General features: G+C 58.4%; 15 protein-coding genes. 8 read left to right on the top strand and 7 right to left on the bottom strand.

Going from position 1 to position 15,303, the window contains the following annotated elements:
- Window positions 1–333 precede the first annotated feature (333 nt).
- Window positions 334–1,269, top strand: a complete 936-nt coding sequence (locus ACSZOQ_RS14520) for a hypothetical protein (protein ID WP_439923173.1) — start codon at window positions 334–336, stop codon at window positions 1,267–1,269.
- A 33-nt stretch (window positions 1,270–1,302) separates the two neighbouring features.
- Here ACSZOQ_RS14520 and ACSZOQ_RS14515 read toward each other — a convergent pair whose 3' ends face one another.
- The 3 genes from ACSZOQ_RS14515 to ACSZOQ_RS14505 form a co-directional block, all read right to left on the bottom strand.
- Entirely contained in the window at window positions 1,303–1,644 is a 342-nt protein-coding gene (locus tag ACSZOQ_RS14515) for an STAS/SEC14 domain-containing protein (protein WP_439923172.1), read from the bottom strand.
- Window positions 1,645–3,311: 1,667 nt separating this feature from the next.
- A complete protein-coding gene (locus ACSZOQ_RS14510; RefSeq protein WP_439923171.1) occupies window positions 3,312–3,626 on the bottom strand; it encodes a hypothetical protein in 315 nt (104 codons plus the stop codon).
- A gap of 321 nt (window positions 3,627–3,947) precedes the next feature.
- Window positions 3,948–4,097 (bottom strand): hypothetical protein, encoded by a 150-nt coding sequence (locus ACSZOQ_RS14505; RefSeq protein ID WP_439923170.1) that lies wholly within the window; start codon window positions 4,095–4,097, stop codon window positions 3,948–3,950.
- A gap of 734 nt (window positions 4,098–4,831) precedes the next feature.
- Here ACSZOQ_RS14505 and ACSZOQ_RS14500 point away from each other — a divergent pair.
- From ACSZOQ_RS14500 to ACSZOQ_RS14490, 3 genes are all read left to right on the top strand, one after another.
- Window positions 4,832–5,887, top strand: a complete 1,056-nt coding sequence (locus ACSZOQ_RS14500; RefSeq protein WP_439923169.1) for a glycosyltransferase family 4 protein — start codon at window positions 4,832–4,834, stop codon at window positions 5,885–5,887.
- Between the two features lie 26 nt (window positions 5,888–5,913).
- Window positions 5,914–6,603 carry a methyltransferase domain-containing protein gene (locus ACSZOQ_RS14495; RefSeq protein WP_439923168.1) on the top strand — a complete coding sequence of 230 codons (690 nt, stop codon included), beginning with the start codon at window positions 5,914–5,916 and terminating at the stop codon, window positions 6,601–6,603.
- A 118-nt stretch (window positions 6,604–6,721) separates the two neighbouring features.
- Entirely contained in the window at window positions 6,722–7,339 is a 618-nt protein-coding gene (locus ACSZOQ_RS14490; protein WP_439923167.1) for a hypothetical protein, read from the top strand.
- Between the two features lie 31 nt (window positions 7,340–7,370).
- Here ACSZOQ_RS14490 and ACSZOQ_RS14485 read toward each other — a convergent pair whose 3' ends face one another.
- Complete coding sequence (locus ACSZOQ_RS14485; protein ID WP_439926076.1) at window positions 7,371–9,035, bottom strand: aminotransferase class III-fold pyridoxal phosphate-dependent enzyme; 1,665 nt, start codon at window positions 9,033–9,035, stop codon at window positions 7,371–7,373.
- A 34-nt stretch (window positions 9,036–9,069) separates the two neighbouring features.
- Here ACSZOQ_RS14485 and asd point away from each other — a divergent pair, with 34 nt between their 5' ends.
- On the top strand, window positions 9,070–10,002 hold the full coding sequence (gene asd, locus ACSZOQ_RS14480) for an archaetidylserine decarboxylase (RefSeq protein ID WP_439923166.1): 933 nt from the start codon (window positions 9,070–9,072) through the stop codon (window positions 10,000–10,002).
- A 278-nt stretch (window positions 10,003–10,280) separates the two neighbouring features.
- Here the strand turns inward: asd and ACSZOQ_RS14475 are convergent, their stop codons facing one another.
- A complete protein-coding gene (locus ACSZOQ_RS14475; protein WP_439923165.1) occupies window positions 10,281–10,502 on the bottom strand; it encodes a hypothetical protein in 222 nt (73 codons plus the stop codon).
- A 169-nt stretch (window positions 10,503–10,671) separates the two neighbouring features.
- On the opposite strand from ACSZOQ_RS14475, the gene ACSZOQ_RS14470 reads away from it, so the two are divergent.
- Complete coding sequence (locus ACSZOQ_RS14470; protein ID WP_439923164.1) at window positions 10,672–11,706, top strand: lysylphosphatidylglycerol synthase transmembrane domain-containing protein; 1,035 nt, start codon at window positions 10,672–10,674, stop codon at window positions 11,704–11,706.
- Window positions 11,707–11,720: 14 nt separating this feature from the next.
- Here ACSZOQ_RS14470 and ACSZOQ_RS14465 read toward each other — a convergent pair whose 3' ends face one another.
- Both ACSZOQ_RS14465 and ACSZOQ_RS14460 read right to left on the bottom strand, forming a co-directional pair.
- On the bottom strand, window positions 11,721–12,044 hold the full coding sequence (locus tag ACSZOQ_RS14465; RefSeq protein ID WP_439923163.1) for a DMT family transporter: 324 nt from the start codon (window positions 12,042–12,044) through the stop codon (window positions 11,721–11,723).
- The gene (locus ACSZOQ_RS14460) at window positions 12,041–12,745 is read right to left on the bottom strand and encodes a class I SAM-dependent methyltransferase (protein WP_439923162.1); all 705 of its coding nucleotides are present in this window, start codon (window positions 12,743–12,745) and stop codon (window positions 12,041–12,043) included. The genes ACSZOQ_RS14465 and ACSZOQ_RS14460 overlap by 4 nt, the downstream gene beginning before the upstream one ends.
- 189 nt (window positions 12,746–12,934) lie before the next feature.
- Between ACSZOQ_RS14460 and ACSZOQ_RS14455 the strand changes: the two genes are divergently transcribed.
- On the top strand, window positions 12,935–14,143 hold the full coding sequence (locus tag ACSZOQ_RS14455; protein ID WP_439923161.1) for a DUF3419 family protein: 1,209 nt from the start codon (window positions 12,935–12,937) through the stop codon (window positions 14,141–14,143).
- Between the two features lie 27 nt (window positions 14,144–14,170).
- Window positions 14,171–14,968, top strand: coding sequence for a UDP-2,3-diacylglucosamine diphosphatase (locus ACSZOQ_RS14450; protein ID WP_439923160.1), 798 nt, complete (start codon window positions 14,171–14,173; stop codon window positions 14,966–14,968).
- Window positions 14,969–15,303 lie beyond the last annotated feature (335 nt).

Below are 15,303 nucleotides of genomic sequence, written 5' to 3'. Positions count from 1 at the left end.
ATCAGTCGGTCAATTGGGTTGACAGCGAGCATGCGAGGCGCCTCTCGCCGCAGCACATTGATTTGTTGCCGCAAGACCAAAATCTCGGCCTCAAGCGTAGCTCGACCGGAAAAGATCCGTGAACATCCGCCTGATCAGTCTGCACAGGTCCAACATCACGCAACAGCATCACCCGCTTCTCAATCAACTACCAGCCGGATATGGTTTGCGGTAGGGACATGGGGTTTGCGCCAGGGACAACCCGCTGCACACATATTGTTGTCGTGACTGGGCCGCGATTTGTGACAGAATTAGTACAACTAAGTATCTGTTCGGTTACACGCGGAGCAGTGCATGAGTTTGGAATGGCCGGCGCGGTCAAGTTCCCTGGCCTGGTCAAATCCCTTGGCTTGGTGGTGGGGTCTGTTGACCCTGGTCAGCGGCGCAAATATTGCGGTTTGGCTGTTGCTTTACCGCCAGCTCCACGAACAGCCGACTGGCAGCACGCCCGGCATCGAGCTCATGCTCCTCCTCTGTGCGGCCTATGTTTTTGGCTGCGCATTCAGGTCGTTCCTTCCGCGCGCGGATGTTCAGCGGATCTGCTTGTTCGACACGTGGCTGTCGAGCGTTGCCGTCGGCCGGTCGGTAGCAACCGTGGCCGAGATCTGCTTCGCGGCGCAGTGGGCGATTATCCTGCACCAGCTGGGCACGATGACGGGAGCGGACACCACCTTGAACGCCGCTTGGGTGATCGTGCCGTTGATCCTCATCGCGGAATGTTTCTCATGGTATGCGGTGCTGACCACCCACTATTTGGGCAACGCCATCGAAAATTCGATATGGGCCGTTGCCTTCTTCGTAGTTGGGATTGGCCTTTGCCGATTGCTACCAGAGTTCGATGGTCCGGTTCGCGTGGTCCTCGCCATCGCGATCATCGGGATTGCGGGCTATCTGGCGTTTCTCATGACCATCGACGTCCCGATGTACCTGGGCCGATGGCGGGCCGGGGTTGCCGATGGCAGCAAGCTTCTGAGCCCTCACGAGGGTCTCCGTGACGTGAGCACGCGTTGGGTCGTGACGCACGACCTTGCTGAGTGGAAGGACGAGATTGCCTGGATGTCGCTTTATTTCAGTGCGGCGGTCTGGGCCAGCCTCGCGCTGTGCGTTTTCTACTCGCTCGAGGATCATCTCCCGCGCTATCGTACCGAAGCGACGGTTGCAAGCTGGTCGTTGGACGCGTTGGCAGTAGTTGGCAAGCAGCACCCGGTAATGGCGCGCCACAGCCTCTAGGCGCGCACGCCGGCGGGTCGCGCCTGCTGTTAGTCAGGCAGAAATCCATGTGCGCGCCTGTACAGCCTCCGTGCGCGAGAACAGTTTTGTCGTCGCGGGCACGAGAAACGCAAAGAGGTGAACGGCCTTTCTGATCCAATCGATGTCGGTTACGACGGCGATCTTGTCCCAGCGCGTCAGATGCCCGACGCCGACCTTGAAGTCTTCCCACATCGCGCCTGTCCTTGTCGGAAACCTAATCCAGCTGGCAACTGAGGCCGAATCGCGCAATGCTTCGGCCTTATGAGAGAAGCTTGCAGCCTGGTCTGGTTGGCGCTGGTCGGGTTGTTCCGGTCGCGGGCCTCGCTGGAAGGCGAGATACTGATCCTTCGTCATCAGCTTAACATCCAGCGACGTCAATCACCGAAGCGGCTGAATTTCAGCACTTTGGATCGGCTGATATTTGCTGGGCTGTATCGTTTGGTGCCAAGTGTTCTAGGGGCTCTGGCGATTTTGAAGCCTGAGACGGTGATCCGCTGACATCGCGCCGGGTTCAGATCGTACTGGCGCTGGAAATCCCGCCCCCGCGGCGGCCTACATGGCCAGGCGGAGAGGCCCGCCGTCCCAGGGTTGGAAGACGTTCCTCCGCAATCATGCCGACGGCATCGCGGCGATGGATCTGTTCGTGTACCGACGATCTCATTTCGCTTGCTCTAGGGCTTGTTAATCATGGGGCATGGTCGACGACAGGTTTTATGGTTTGGCGTGACAGCGCATCCGACCGCAGAATGGATCGCAAATCAGCTCACGCAAGCGTGCGGCTGGAAGCAGGCCCCTCGCTATCTGATCCGCGACCGGGACGGGGCCTATGGCGAAGTCTTTATTCGAAGAGTTCGATCCATGGGCATTCGTGATCGACCGACGTCGCCGCGCTCGCCATGGCAAAACGCATATGCTGAACGGCTGATCGGTTCGATCCGGCGGGATGCCTTGACCATGTTGTTGTATTCGGCGAGTGGCATCTTCGTCACGTGCTGCTGTCTTACATGAACTACTATAATGAGACGCCCACGCACCTATCGTTGGACAAGGATGCGCCCCTATCGCGCACGGTTCAGAGAGCATGGCGTATTCTTCGTCTTCCAATCCTGGGCGGGCTGCATCACCAATATATTCGGATTTGATTTGCGACAGGCACAGGAGGGGTTGCGGAAAGCGGTCGCAAAAGGCGATCTCGCGCCATCAATTGCGCAACTCGTCGGCCCGATGCGAACCAAGGCCGGTCAGACGTTGCGTCGGCTTCTCGACCAGCATGGCGACGGGCGTGTTATAACGACATCGATCTGCTCGATCTCGCGAAGAAGGCCAAGGCAAACCGCAAAGCCCTGCCCAAAAGGCAAGCCATGGCGGCGATGCTGTATGAGCGACCGGCGCCGATCTTCGATCCGCCAAAGGCGCGCAAGCGCGCGCCGTTCAAGCACGGCAGGACAACGCCGCCGCGGTACGCGCACGGTCGTGACGCTTCCGCGGTTCGTGGCCTTGGTGCTGCTGGGGATTGGCGAGGTGATGAAGTGACGATATTCGGCCGCTACACGGCTGTCATAAATCGCCGGTAGAGTCCCTGCGTTGCTCATGGCCTCCAGGCGCCTGTTCCTGTAACTGGCCGCCGTTGTCCTTCGGGATGCTGGCTGCCTTTTTTGTTTCAGCGGTCCCTTGCCAGCTTGCGGGAGGATCGCCGCCTATGCCCCTTCTTCCAATGCTTGATGCAGCAAAGACAATTGGGCTGTACTGGGTGGTGGCTATGATCCTGACGTATGGGATCATCGCCGCTGGAGTCGTGATATCTCGATTGGCAATCCGAATCGTCAAGCGGTTTTTTCAAATCAGGCCACCATCAAAATCAAACTAGGCTACTGAGGGTCGAAACAGGCCAGTATCCTGGATTTCCGATAGGCGGCCTGTCCGGCCCCAGCAGCTCGTTCATCATCGCAGACATGGCGAACTATCGCCATGCCGGGTCCATCTCAGAGGCGTTCGCGCTGCCATGCCGGTCCGGCGCAGGCTCATCGCTCGAACTCCTTCATGGTGTGCTCAACGAGACGGTTGATATGTGGGATGTCAGTGTGATTGCCGATCACATCGAGACCGTTTCTTCTCTTGTCGTAGATCAAGGTGATCATACCCACGCGCCGTTCTTCGACGTTAAGCGTGAGCGTGTCCATATCGGTGCGGAACATCGCTTTGATGATCTCGGCGATATTCCGTGATCGGTTGACGATCGTGTCCTCGCCGTCGTTGACGGAGATTAGAAAGCCGTCGTTGACCGCGTTATTGACGAGCGCCTTGGCAATCTGTTGGTGCGGTGATGTCTTACTCATGGAGCTCTCCGGTGTTTTTGCCTTCGATCACGAGATCGATCTCAGCGCCCAGTGGGGCGCGACCGGTTATTTCGGCGTATTTTACAACAATCAGCTTGGCAAATGACTTTTTCGTCTTTGTATTTTCGCAGCGGCGTGGACGCGGCAATTTGTGATGAAATCATGCGTCAAGATTGCGGTGTATCTGCTCGAAGGTGAGTTGAGTTTGCGTCACCTTCATGACGCGCTGCTCCCGTTGCACTGGATAAGGGCGTCGTGAATGTGCTTCACTGTGTCGCTTAATGCGAAGCCCTCGGCATATGGCCGCTTGGAGCTACTGTTTCAAGCCACTTCCCGGTTGGCTTTCTCAAATTCGCGATTGAGCATTCTAATTAATTTGTTGTTGGCTCTCTTTCGTCTCGAGAAAGATAGCGTGATGACGGCCATCAGACCGGCGGCAGTGCCAAGGATGAAGGTTCTCATCATTGCCATCACGGGTCCTCCGTTGTGAGCTAATGCGCCGTTCCCGCGACCCCCTTGCTACGCCTAGCGCGAAAGTCATTTCGCCGTATGACAGTGCGATGCCGGTGGTTTCCTGCGGTGGTGTGATCATTGCGCAGTGCAATGACCGCTGCTTCCACACGTGCTCGTGTCAATCTTCGGTCGGCAGCCGGTTGAGGACCGGAGCCACGGCGATGAGCGAGGTTCTCGACCGACCAACCAAGGGTCATTGCAGTCGATGTAGCTGGGTCGTCCTATCATCGGGATTGCTAAGAGTCTGTTTGGAAAATCAGGGATGAGCGTTTTTGCGGATGAGGACGCCGCCAGAAAGTTTGTTCGACGACACAGCGACGCGGGTGCACTGAATATTGCGGACAGGTTGGTGCCCGTCGTCCACGATACCGGTGGCATGGTTAGAACGCTTTGGCAGCGGCAAACCTCGACCGGCTGCGTCGCGTCGTGGTGACAAATACACGTTGATCCGGCGCAATCTTCTGCGCGAGAAATGATCGCGAGGTCAGGTGGATGCTCGATTCGCAAATATGCCTTGTATCCGATCACAAAATCCCAATTAGGAAGGTTGTGTGACGGCTGAATTACTGGATGGCTATTACTCCGATCCGACGAGGGAAAAGACCGGCTGGCTCGTCGATGACGTCATACGCTTGAAATATCATTGACGGAAGGTCGCGAAGGCGAGAATCAGCGAACTCGAAAAGGGCCTGATGCGAATTCTTGTTGCGACAGACGCTTGGCATCCGCAGGTCAATGGCGTGGTCCGCACGTTGACGTCCCTAGCCCGCAGTGCATCGGTGCTTGGTGCCGAGATCGAATTTCTGACCCCCGACGGCTTTCCATCTATGGCCCTTCCAACCTATCCGGGATTGAGAGTAGCCTTACCCAACCGCGGTGAGATTGCCCGCAGGATAGAAGCAGCGTCGCCGGATGCCATTCACATCGCGACCGAAGGACCGGTCGGATGGACGGTGCGAGCATATTGCCGTCAGCGGAAGCTGGCCTTTACAACTTCCTATACAACCCGTTTTCCGGAATACATCGCGGTACGCTCGATCATCCCGGTGTCAATGAGCTATGCGGTGCTCCGACACTTTCATGCGGCTGCCGCTACGACGATGGTCGCCACATCTTCGCTCAGGCAGCAACTGAGCGCGAGAGGCTTCAAAAGGCTCGGTACCTGGACGCGAGGGGTCGATACCGAACTGTTCACGCCCGAAAACGGGTCCGAGCTAGATTTGCCGAGACCTATCTTTATGACCGTAGGTCGCGTTGCGGTCGAAAAGAACCTCGAGGCGTTTCTCTCGCTGAACCTGCCGGGGTCCAAGGTGGTGGTCGGCGACGGGCCACAGAGGTCAATGCTGGAACGCCGGTACCCGAAGGTCAAGTTCCTGGGCGAAAAGATTGGCCGCGAACTGAGCACGCATTTGGCCGCGGCAGACGTCTTTGTTTTTCCAAGCCTGACGGACACGTTCGGCGTCGTGCAACTTGAAGCATTGGCGTGTGGCACGCCTGTCGCCGCGTTCCCGGTTGCCGGCCCCATCGATGTGATTTCGGATCACCCAGTTGGTGTTTTGGATACGGACTTACGAAGCGCCTGCATCCGTGCGCTCGGCATATCACGTGAAACCTGCAGAAATTTTGCCTTGCAACGGTCTTGGGAAAATAGCGCAAGGCAATTCATCGACAATCTCAGCGCGTTGCAGCCGAGCCGTTCATTACGGCCCGCCGGCCGCCTGGCAGCGCAAAGCGCTGCGCGGGGCTAACCAAGCAAAAGCAAAGTGGAGTTACCATGGCAGAAATCTTGAAACTGGACGATGGCGGGCAGTTGGACTTCGACCGTGCGACGGTCGAACAGGCTTACGACCGCTGGGCTCCGGTTTACGACTTCGTGTTTGGCGGCGTGTTCAGCAAAGGCCGCAAGGCGGCCATTCAGGCAACCAACAAGATTGGCGGGCGCGTGCTGGAGGTTGGCGTCGGCACAGGAATCTCGTTGCCGCAATACGCATCCCATCTTCGCGTCTTCGGTACCGACATTTCGGAAGCGATGTTGCACAAGGCGAAACGCAGGGTCGACAATCTCGGCCTGAAAAACGTCGAGGGTCTCGCGGTCATGGATGCCGAGAAGCTCGAATTTCCTGACAATTCGTTCGATGTGGTGATGGCGCAATATGTCGTGACGGCGGTGCCAAATCCGGAAGCAGCCCTCGGTGAGTTCGCTCGCGTGCTACGGCCCGGCGGTGAACTGATAATTCTGACTCGGATCAGCGCCGATGCCGGGATGCGCCGCTTCATCGAGCATCGGTTGCAGCCGGTGGTGCGTCCGCTCGGCTTCCGGACAGCGGAATTCACCTGGTCGCGCTATGCGCGCTGGCTGGCGGGTGCGCGCGAAATGGAATTGGTGGAGAACCGATTGATACCGCCCCTCGGCCACTTCTCGTTGCTCCGTATTCGAAAAGGCGGTACGGCGATCGTCGTCTGACTGAGGCGACTGAAGTCAGCGCGGTTCGGTCATTGCAACGCGTCTTGTGACATTTTCGTAATGTCATCTTATGTACATCGAAGTCTTGTAAAACGAATCAATCTTTTCTGGGTAGAGAATGAACATGAGCTTTCGAGAGCAGCTGCGCACCCAACGCTGGGATGATCATCGCTATTACCATCACAGCCGCATTAACCAGAGCCTTCACTTTGTCAGCGCCTTCAGTTTTCTCGTTGCGTATGCGCTGCTGTTCGTCGAGCCGGTTGCCGCCGCCCTGATCGGCTGGCTGGTCTCCATGACCACAAGGCAGGCGGGTCACTTCTTCTTCGAGCCGAAAGGCTATGATCACGTCAATCAAGCGACGCACGCCCACAAAGAGGATATCAAGGTCGGTTATAATTTGAACCGGAAGATCGTTCTGATGACCATCTGGGCGCTTTCGCCGCTGGTTCTCTTTCTCGATCCGACACTGTTCGGGATCTTTACGCCATGGACCTCACCGACTGATTTCATGCGTCAGGTCGCCAAGATCTGGCTGGTGATCGGGATCGGCGGCTTGCTATTCCGGACCGTGCATCTGTTCTTTATCCGCGACGTCGAGACCGGCCTCGTGTGGATGACCAAGATCCTGACCGACCCGTTCAGCGATCTCAAGCTGTACTACAAGGCACCGTTGTATTTGATGAGGGGCGAGTTGATCGACCCTGGCCTTGACAAGCACGTAGAGCCCGCTTGAACTGAAAATGATCCGCGAGACGGCCGCCGGTTCATCGCGGCCGTCTACGCATGATCATCTCTTTCAGGATTTGCCGGCGTACGCTCTTGTTGGTGAGCGAAGGATTGTGCCACCACCAGCCATCCCGCTTCAAGTTTTCGGCCGCCGTCACGAAGCGGTCGGCGACTTCGGCAAAGTCAGCCTCGCTGTAATTCAGACTGAAGATCAAACGACCGGTTCCGACCCAACTCAACGCGAGCCCTTCGGCCCGCAGATAATATTGAAGCATCCAGTTGTAGCGGGACGGCTCGGTATAGTGCACCATCCAGATCGAAGACAGGTTGCTGACCCGCACCGGAAGGTCTCGCGCGCTCAGCAGGTCGTTCAGCCGTTTGGCGCGTTCGTTCCAGATCTCGTCGAGACCATCATAGATCGTGTAGACGTCCGGACTGGCGAGCCGGCTCAGGAACTCATCCATCGCCATCATGACGTAAGGATGCGAATTGAAGGTGCCGCGGGCGAAGCAGATGTCGGCGGGCCGATCGTCGCGGAAGCGACGCATCAGATTCTTACGACCGCAGACTACGCCGACTGGGAGACCCCCGGCGAGGCTTTTGCCATAGGTCACCATGTCGGCGCGGACGCCGAAATATTCCTGCGCGCCGCCGACGGCAAGGCGGAAGCCGACGAAGACTTCGTCGAAAATCAGCACGATGTCCCGCTCGGTGCAGACCTCGCGCAGCCGCCTCAGCCATTCGCCGTAGGCGGCGCGATCGAATTTGCCTTTGCGGGAGCTATCGACCAGCGCGGAATCGGCCGGTGCATTGGCATTGGGATGAAGTGCCTGCAAGGGATTTACGAGAACGCAGGCGATATCGCGCCGCGTCTTCAGGATATGGAGCGTCCGTTCCGACATGTCGGCCAGGGTATAGGTTTCGTGCGGGGAAACCGGGTTGCCCACGCCAGGTTGCACGTCACCCCACCAGCCGTGATAGGCCCCGGCGAAGCGAACCAGATGCGACCGGCGCGTGTGATAGCGGGCGAGCCGCACCGCCTGCATCACAGCTTCGGTACCCGACATGTGGAACGAGACTTCGTCGAGGCCGGAAATCTCGCAGAGCCGGCGAACATTGTCCGTAATCACGGGATGATAAGGCCCGAGCACCGGTCCCAACGCATGGGCTCGCTTTTCTGCCCCGGCGATGCAATCCTTGTAGAAATCGTTGCCAAAGATATTGACGCCGTAGGAACCGGTCAGGTCGTAGAAGACGTTGCCGTCGATATCGGTGACGGTGACGCCGCTAGAGGACTGCGCGAAGGCGCTGGTCGAAAGATGCTCCCGCACCGTCCGGCGGTACTGAAACGGCACCCGGTAAGTCTCGGTGAATTGCAGATCGGAGATTCGGCTCGACGCCTCCGCGGTCATATGACGACCTTTGGCGTAGCGTTCCCCATAAAGGCGGGCGAGCCGGAAGAACGCGTCTCGCCGCTGCTTGGCGATTTCGGGCGGCGCGCCGTCGGAACGGAAGAAGTCGTCGTTATCGAACTCGTAAAACGGCAGCAGCCGGGCAACCATCTTGGACATTTTGGAATGACCGGTCAGCGAGCGGTGTTTGGCCCGCGAAAGCGCCAACCGGGCGTTCAATTTGGGAAGGACAACCGCGGCGCCAGCGACCGCGGCGGCGGACAAGGTCAGAATCGGAAGAGGCAAATCCATGCCACCAGCGCTACCCAACCCTGCTGACAGATTCATGACAATGCGAGACCTGATCTCGGGCCTGACCCAGCAGGAGAACCTGAACTTCCTGCTGACCAACCGGATCCCGCGGGCAACTCTCACCCGGTTCATGGGGTGGTTCAGCAAGGTCGAACAGCCCCTGATCCGGGATCTCTCGATCGCGTGCTGGCGTTTGTTTTCCGATCTTGACCTTAGCGAAGCCCACAAAACCAGCTTCAAAAGCCTGCATGATTGTTTTACGCGGGAGTTGCGTCCAGGGTTGCGTCCGCTGGACTTTGACCCCGCGATCGTGGTCAGCCCGTGCGATGCTATCATCGGGGCGTTCGGGAAGGTCGTCGACACAGAGGTTTTTCAGATCAAGGGGGCGCCCTATTCGCTACGGGACCTGCTCGGCGACCCGGCGCTGGTCGACGCGCACCGAAATGGCCGCTTCATCACCCTGCGGCTAACCTCAAGCATGTACCATCGCTTTCATGCGCCGCACGACTGCCGGATCGAGCGGGTCACTTTCGTTCATGGCGATGTATGGAACGTCAATCCGATTGCACTGAAGCGGGTAGAGCGGCTTTTCTGCAGGAACGAACGGGCAGTGCTTCAGACGCGGTTGCCAACCGGCGAGGCGCTGACCCTGGTACCGGTGGCAGCGATCCTTGTTGCAAGCATTCGGCTGCACTTCATCGATGTCACCCTCAACGCCCAAACCAGAGGACCGACGATTTTTCCCTGCGATGCAAGCGTGCGCAAGGGCGAAGAACTCGGCTGGTTCGAGCATGGATCGACGATCATCCTGCTGGCGCCGGAGGACTTCGAGTTCTGCGACAACGTGGTGGAATCCGCGCGGATAAAGGTTGGTCAGCCGCTCATGCGAAAGATTGCCGGGGCAAGCGCGTGCGTGGTCGATCCTTCCGAAGGAATGGAAATTGCCGCGGAACCCGCCAAGCTGTGAGGGCAAGCAGAAGCCAGTTACCGTGACTGGGAAAGTGACGAGCGCTGAACGGTACAATACCGACATCGGTGGTTGCACGCGGCAATTTTGCGCTGGGAAACCGGCGTCATTACGGTTCGAGTTCGGCGATCAGCGCTTCACCGCGTAGCCCGCAAGCGGGCCTTTCACGGATCGGGGACGCAGCCGTGCTCGGGATGACGACAATGCTCAGGTATTAGCGCCTTCGAGGCTGCACCCTCTGTCGCGTCCCGAATATCATTTCGCGCAAGCTCCAGAGGTCAGGCGGCCACGTCCCACAAACGACATGAGCCTCGGATCAAGACCTTGCGGCCTCTCGGCGTGAGTGCCGGCGCATGGTTGTCGATCGTGGCGAGCTGAAGTGCGATTAGCTCCTCAAGAGCAATTCGACTCGAGAACGTGGAGGGTAATTTGGCCAAGCGAACCGCTTTGAGTGCTTCCCATTGATCCGGTGTCAGGTCGTAGTCGATTTCCGTGTTCATGCTGCCCTCGAAGCGGCTGGGTTTGGGCCCGCATTCTACAGATGCAGCGCGAATGGCACGTGACTGCAATGCGCACGCAGTTTGACGACGGCCGACAAAGGCACGTTGCAACGGCTCATGCATTCCAACGACGGGTAACGTCACTGTCACATCAACGTGTCAATTTATTGTGTCGACCACCCGAATCAGCGGCACGACAATCGAAGTCGTATCTCGAATGGATAGCTTCCCGGAAGCCGTTGTGCTGCAGAAGCCGCAGAGGAGTCGTGTCCGACTGAAAGGTTTGGGTGTCCTCGTCGGCATCACGATCGCAGTGGTGGCCGTCTTCGCGCTGATCCACGCCATCAAGAACGTCGACTACGAAGTGGTGTCCGCGATCGTTCGGGGAACGAATGCCAGTGTCATCGTCCTTGCGCTGGTACTGGTTGCGACTTCATACGGCAGTCTGACCCTCTACGACCTGCTTGCGCTACGAACGATTGAACGCAGCGATGTACCGTATCGTATCGCAGCGCTTGCCAGTTTCACCAGCTATTCCATCGCCCACGGCTTCGGAGCGGTCGCGTTGATCTCGCCGGTCATCCGCTACCGAATCTATTCGCAATACGACCTCAGTGTTCTCGACGTCGCCAACATTTGCTTCTTGACCGGGCTTACGTTTTGGCTAGGTAATCTGACAGCACTTGGGCTCAGCCTGCTATGCGACCCCACGGCGATCCGTCTGATCGACCACCTTCCACCGGAGGTAAGTCGGTGGCTGGCCGTAGCGGTACTGCTCGGTATCGTCGCCTTCCTGGTCTGGAGCTGGCATTCCCCGAGAAGTCTCGGATTGCGGCGTTGGCCGATCCGGCTTCCTTCCGGACCCGTAGTCTTGCTACAGATCGTGATCGGGATCGTCGATCTCGGCGCCGCTGCGCTTGCGATGTACGTGCTCATCCCCTCCGGAACGGATATCGGTGTCTTCCGCCTGACAACAGTCTTCGTCGCAGCGATAGTGCTGGGCTTCGCAAGTAATGCGCCGGCTGGGATCGGAGTTTTCGACGCCGCTATATTGATTGGCCTGGGCGACGAGAACAAGGAGCCGCTGATTGCGGGACTTCTCATGTTCCGATTTGTCTATCACGTCCTTCCATTCTTGATTGCGCTTGCCTTATTCGGCGCCGTGGAAGGGTGGAGGAGCCTGCGCGCCAAGCCGCAGGTGTAGGCCGTTCCGATGTCTCACACAGGTGAATTGAGCTTGAGCCCTACCATTCCCGCCACTATCAGAATGAGGCAAAGGATCCTAACCGGGTCGGCCGATTCGCTGTAAACAAGCATTCCGACAATGATGCTGCCGACGGCGCCGATCCCGGTCCACATGGCATACGCCGTGCCGAACGGCAGTGACTTGAGAGCGATGGCCATCAGCCCGAAGCTGAGCGCGATCGCAATGAGGGTGGCAGCGGTCGGCCAGAACCGGGTCAGGCCGTCGGAATATTTCAGGCCGAATGCCCACGCGATCTCAAAAAGCCCGGCCGCTAGAAGTGCAAGCCATGCCCTCACGGTTTCCGAGGTTCCCGGGGGAGCGTCAATACGGCGTACTGGGTATAGTCGCGGAGCAGGCGTTCAAATCGAAGATGGGCCCCGGTACGTTCGGCCATCGCGGACAGTAAGCTCTCCAATTCGTCGCGCGGCGTCACATCGAACAGGGAAAGCCATCTCCGTAGGAGCGCGCGGGCCAGCGCCGGCATTTGTTCCTGGCTGCCGAAATCGACAATGTGCAAACGACCACCGGGCTTCAGGCGCCTCGTGGCCCCCTCAAGCACTCGACGCCAGTTCGGGATCATCGACAGGCTGTAGGATACCAGTACGTGGTCGAAGCGCTGGATGCCAAACAAGGGTTGCGAGTCAAATGCCGTGGCATCGCCGTGCGCGACACGAATTCGATCTTCCAGGCCGTGTCGCGAAATATTTGATATCGCGGATGTCAACATCTCGGTGGAAACATCGATGCCGAAAAATCTGGCCTTGGGATGTATACCGGCGGCCAACACCAGGTTCCTGCCGGTGCCGCATCCGATCTCCATAACGGTTGCGCCCGCCTCAGGCCGCAGGTTGGTGATCAGCTGGTCACGACCGAGAAGGTAGTAACGCCGGGTCGCATCGTAGATGTGGCGTTGCCTCCGATACATTCGGTTCATACGGCGGGTTGCTTCGACGGGCCAGGAGGCATCTGCGCCAATATCGGAGGAATACGCGAACATCCCTGCACCTCATGTCGGATCTAGCAGTTAATCCCATGCAGTGTTCGCGCGACAGGGATATGACAGCCGCGAACGATCCCAAATTTCGGACGACGGGAACGAATCCTCGCGGGCCGTCGCATCCTTCCGGCTGTCGCAAAACTGCAGTGCGCGGCCGATACCCTCTGAAGCTGCCGATTCGGAGGATTGATGAATACGCAACTCATCGCGGACGCAGTCCGCAACAGCAGGGGCCGGGACGAAGCGACCGTTTGGGACAGGCTTTTCTCGTTCTGGTTTCGGCGTCTGGTTTACACCCAGATATGGGAAGATCCGGAAGCCGATCTTGCGGCATTACGGCTACCTTTGGGGTCAACCATCGTTACGATTTCATCGGGTGGATGCAATGCGCTGTCCTACCTCACGGCGCGTCCGGCGCAGGTGTACGCGGTCGATCTCAACGAGGCGCATCTGTCGCTGCTGCAGCTCAAGATCGCGGGGCTTCGTGCGTTTTCCGATTACGCCCAATTCTGGCAGTTCTTCGGCAAGGCCGCCTCGACCGCCAACATCGGCCTCTATCTCGAGCGGCTGCGGCCGGTGCTGGACGCGGATACGCGCGCCTATTGGGATAAGCGCAACATCATCGGACGCCCGAGGCATGCTTATTTCACCGACGGATTCTACCGCCACGGCATGCTCGGCCGATTTATCGGCCTTGCCCACCTGTTGGCGAAATTGGCGCGGATCGATCTTGCGGCACTGTTGAACGGCAAGGTGGATTGTCCCGAACGCATTCAGGCCCTAGGTCGTTTGCATCGCTTGTTTCATTCGCCGTTGGCTCGGCTGGTTGCCAGAACCCCCGCGCTTCTGTTCAGTCTTGGCATTCCGCCCCAGCAACGGGCGTTGCTCGGCGCCGACGCGCCGCTCAACGAAGTGCTTCATGAGCGGTTGCTGCGCTTGGTCAACGGTCACCCGAACGAGACGAACTATTTTGCATGGCAGGCGCTGCATCGAAGTTACCCAGGGCCGGGTGATACGTGCCTGCCGCCCTATCTGCAGCGCAGCCAGTTCGCACGCATGCGCGACGGCGCCGGGTTGATTATTCCGGTGCAGGCCAACCTCCGACAGTTTCTGGAAGGGCTGCCAGCGCGGGAGGTCGATGCCGTGGTGTTGCTGGACTCGCAAGACTGGATGGCAACCGAAGAGATCCGCGCGCTCTGGGACGCCATCGACCGCGCCGGTAGTGAAAACGTTCGGGTGATCTTCCGTACCGCCGGCAAGGACTCTCCCTTGGAAAATGACGAACTGGCGCCACTCCGGAAGATCTGGCGTCGCGACGAGGAAGGAAGCGCGGTCGGCTTCGAGCAGGACCGATCGGGAATCTACGGCGGGTTTCATTGCTACGCACGCGTTTGTTAGCCACTCGCGCATGGGGAAAGCTACGCTATGGGTGACGAGTGTCTGGAACGGCGCTTTCGCACTTTATTCATCTCCGATGTCCACCTCGGAGCGCGCGGCTCACAGGCGGAACGATTGCTGGATTTTCTCCGCAGCCATGATGCCGACACCATCTACCTCGTCGGCGATATTGTCGACGGCTGGGCGCTGAAATCCAGCTGGTATTGGCCGCAATCACACAATGACTTGATGCAGAAGATGCTGCGGAAGGCGCGCAAGGGGGCCAAGGTCGTTTACGTGCCGGGCAACCACGACGAGTTCTTGAGAAGCTACTACGGAACACATTTCGGCGGCATCGAGGTTGTGGAGAACACCATCCATGTCGGTTCTGATGGGCGACGCTATCTCGTGATTCACGGTGACATTTTCGACCTTGTGGTGCAGAACGCGCGCTGGCTCGCGCTTCTAGGCGACAAGGCTTACGATTTCGCCATTCAGATGAACCGCTCCGTCAACATGTTCAGACGTTGGTTCGGCATTCCCTATTGGTCGCTGTCGCAATGGGCGAAGCTGAAGGTAAAGAATGCTGTGAATTATATCGGCGCGTTCGAGCAAACGCTCGCAGCCGAGGCACGGCGTCACGGAGCCGACGGTGTGATCTGCGGCCATATTCATTACGCCACCATCCGCAATGAGCACGACGTGCGTTACATGAATTGCGGCGACTGGGTGGAAAGCTGCACCGCGCTCGCCGAGCACGAAGACGGTCGCTTTGAGATCATTACTTGGATTGATCCGCTGCGCCGCTTGACCCCAACGATTTCAGCAGAGGCACATGCCGCCTAAGCGCTGCGTCGCGCCGTCACTGGGGCCAGTGTGTGCCGAAAACCTCATCCGAGTTGATGATGTGACGCGGAATCGCCTAAGCTGGTGGAATGATCGGGCTGCTCTGTTTCGCTCTGGCCGTCCTGGCTTCGCCATTCAAGTCGAGTTGCGACTTGAGGCTGAGAACGCGGTGCTTGGACATCAGTTGATTGTCTTGAGGCGTAGGCTGCATAGTCGCGTCCGACTCACGAACCATGATCACTGGTTCTTATCCAGCTGTATCTCTGGTTTCCGTCAATCCTGCAGGTTCTCGCGATCATCCGGCCCGCGACGCTGGTCCGTTGGCATCGGGCCGG

The sequence above is a fragment of the Nitrobacter sp. JJSN genome (assembly GCF_051912485.1).
GTDB lineage: Bacteria > Pseudomonadota > Alphaproteobacteria > Rhizobiales > Xanthobacteraceae > Nitrobacter.
The sequence above is the reverse complement of the archived record's forward strand: the minus strand, read 5'-3'. Positions and strand labels throughout refer to the sequence as shown.

Coding starts and splice junctions, on each gene's coding strand:
- ACSZOQ_RS14460 (WP_439923162.1), bottom strand. CDS start 12,745: ATGTTCGCGTATTCCTCCGATATTGGCGCAGATGCCTCCTGGCCCGTC.
- ACSZOQ_RS14515 (WP_439923172.1), bottom strand. CDS start 1,644: ATGACGAAGGATCAGTATCTCGCCTTCCAGCGAGGCCCGCGACCGGAA.
- ACSZOQ_RS14495 (WP_439923168.1), top strand. CDS start 5,914: ATGGCAGAAATCTTGAAACTGGACGATGGCGGGCAGTTGGACTTCGAC.
- ACSZOQ_RS14510 (WP_439923171.1), bottom strand. CDS start 3,626: ATGAGTAAGACATCACCGCACCAACAGATTGCCAAGGCGCTCGTCAAT.
- ACSZOQ_RS14475 (WP_439923165.1), bottom strand. CDS start 10,502: ATGAACACGGAAATCGACTACGACCTGACACCGGATCAATGGGAAGCA.
- ACSZOQ_RS14490 (WP_439923167.1), top strand. CDS start 6,722: ATGAACATGAGCTTTCGAGAGCAGCTGCGCACCCAACGCTGGGATGAT.
- ACSZOQ_RS14520 (WP_439923173.1), top strand. CDS start 334: ATGAGTTTGGAATGGCCGGCGCGGTCAAGTTCCCTGGCCTGGTCAAAT.
- ACSZOQ_RS14500 (WP_439923169.1), top strand. CDS start 4,832: ATGCGAATTCTTGTTGCGACAGACGCTTGGCATCCGCAGGTCAATGGC.
- asd (WP_439923166.1), top strand. CDS start 9,070: ATGACAATGCGAGACCTGATCTCGGGCCTGACCCAGCAGGAGAACCTG.
- ACSZOQ_RS14485 (WP_439926076.1), bottom strand. CDS start 9,035: ATGGATTTGCCTCTTCCGATTCTGACCTTGTCCGCCGCCGCGGTCGCT.
- ACSZOQ_RS14450 (WP_439923160.1), top strand. CDS start 14,171: ATGGGTGACGAGTGTCTGGAACGGCGCTTTCGCACTTTATTCATCTCC.
- ACSZOQ_RS14455 (WP_439923161.1), top strand. CDS start 12,935: ATGAATACGCAACTCATCGCGGACGCAGTCCGCAACAGCAGGGGCCGG.
- ACSZOQ_RS14505 (WP_439923170.1), bottom strand. CDS start 4,097: ATGGCAATGATGAGAACCTTCATCCTTGGCACTGCCGCCGGTCTGATG.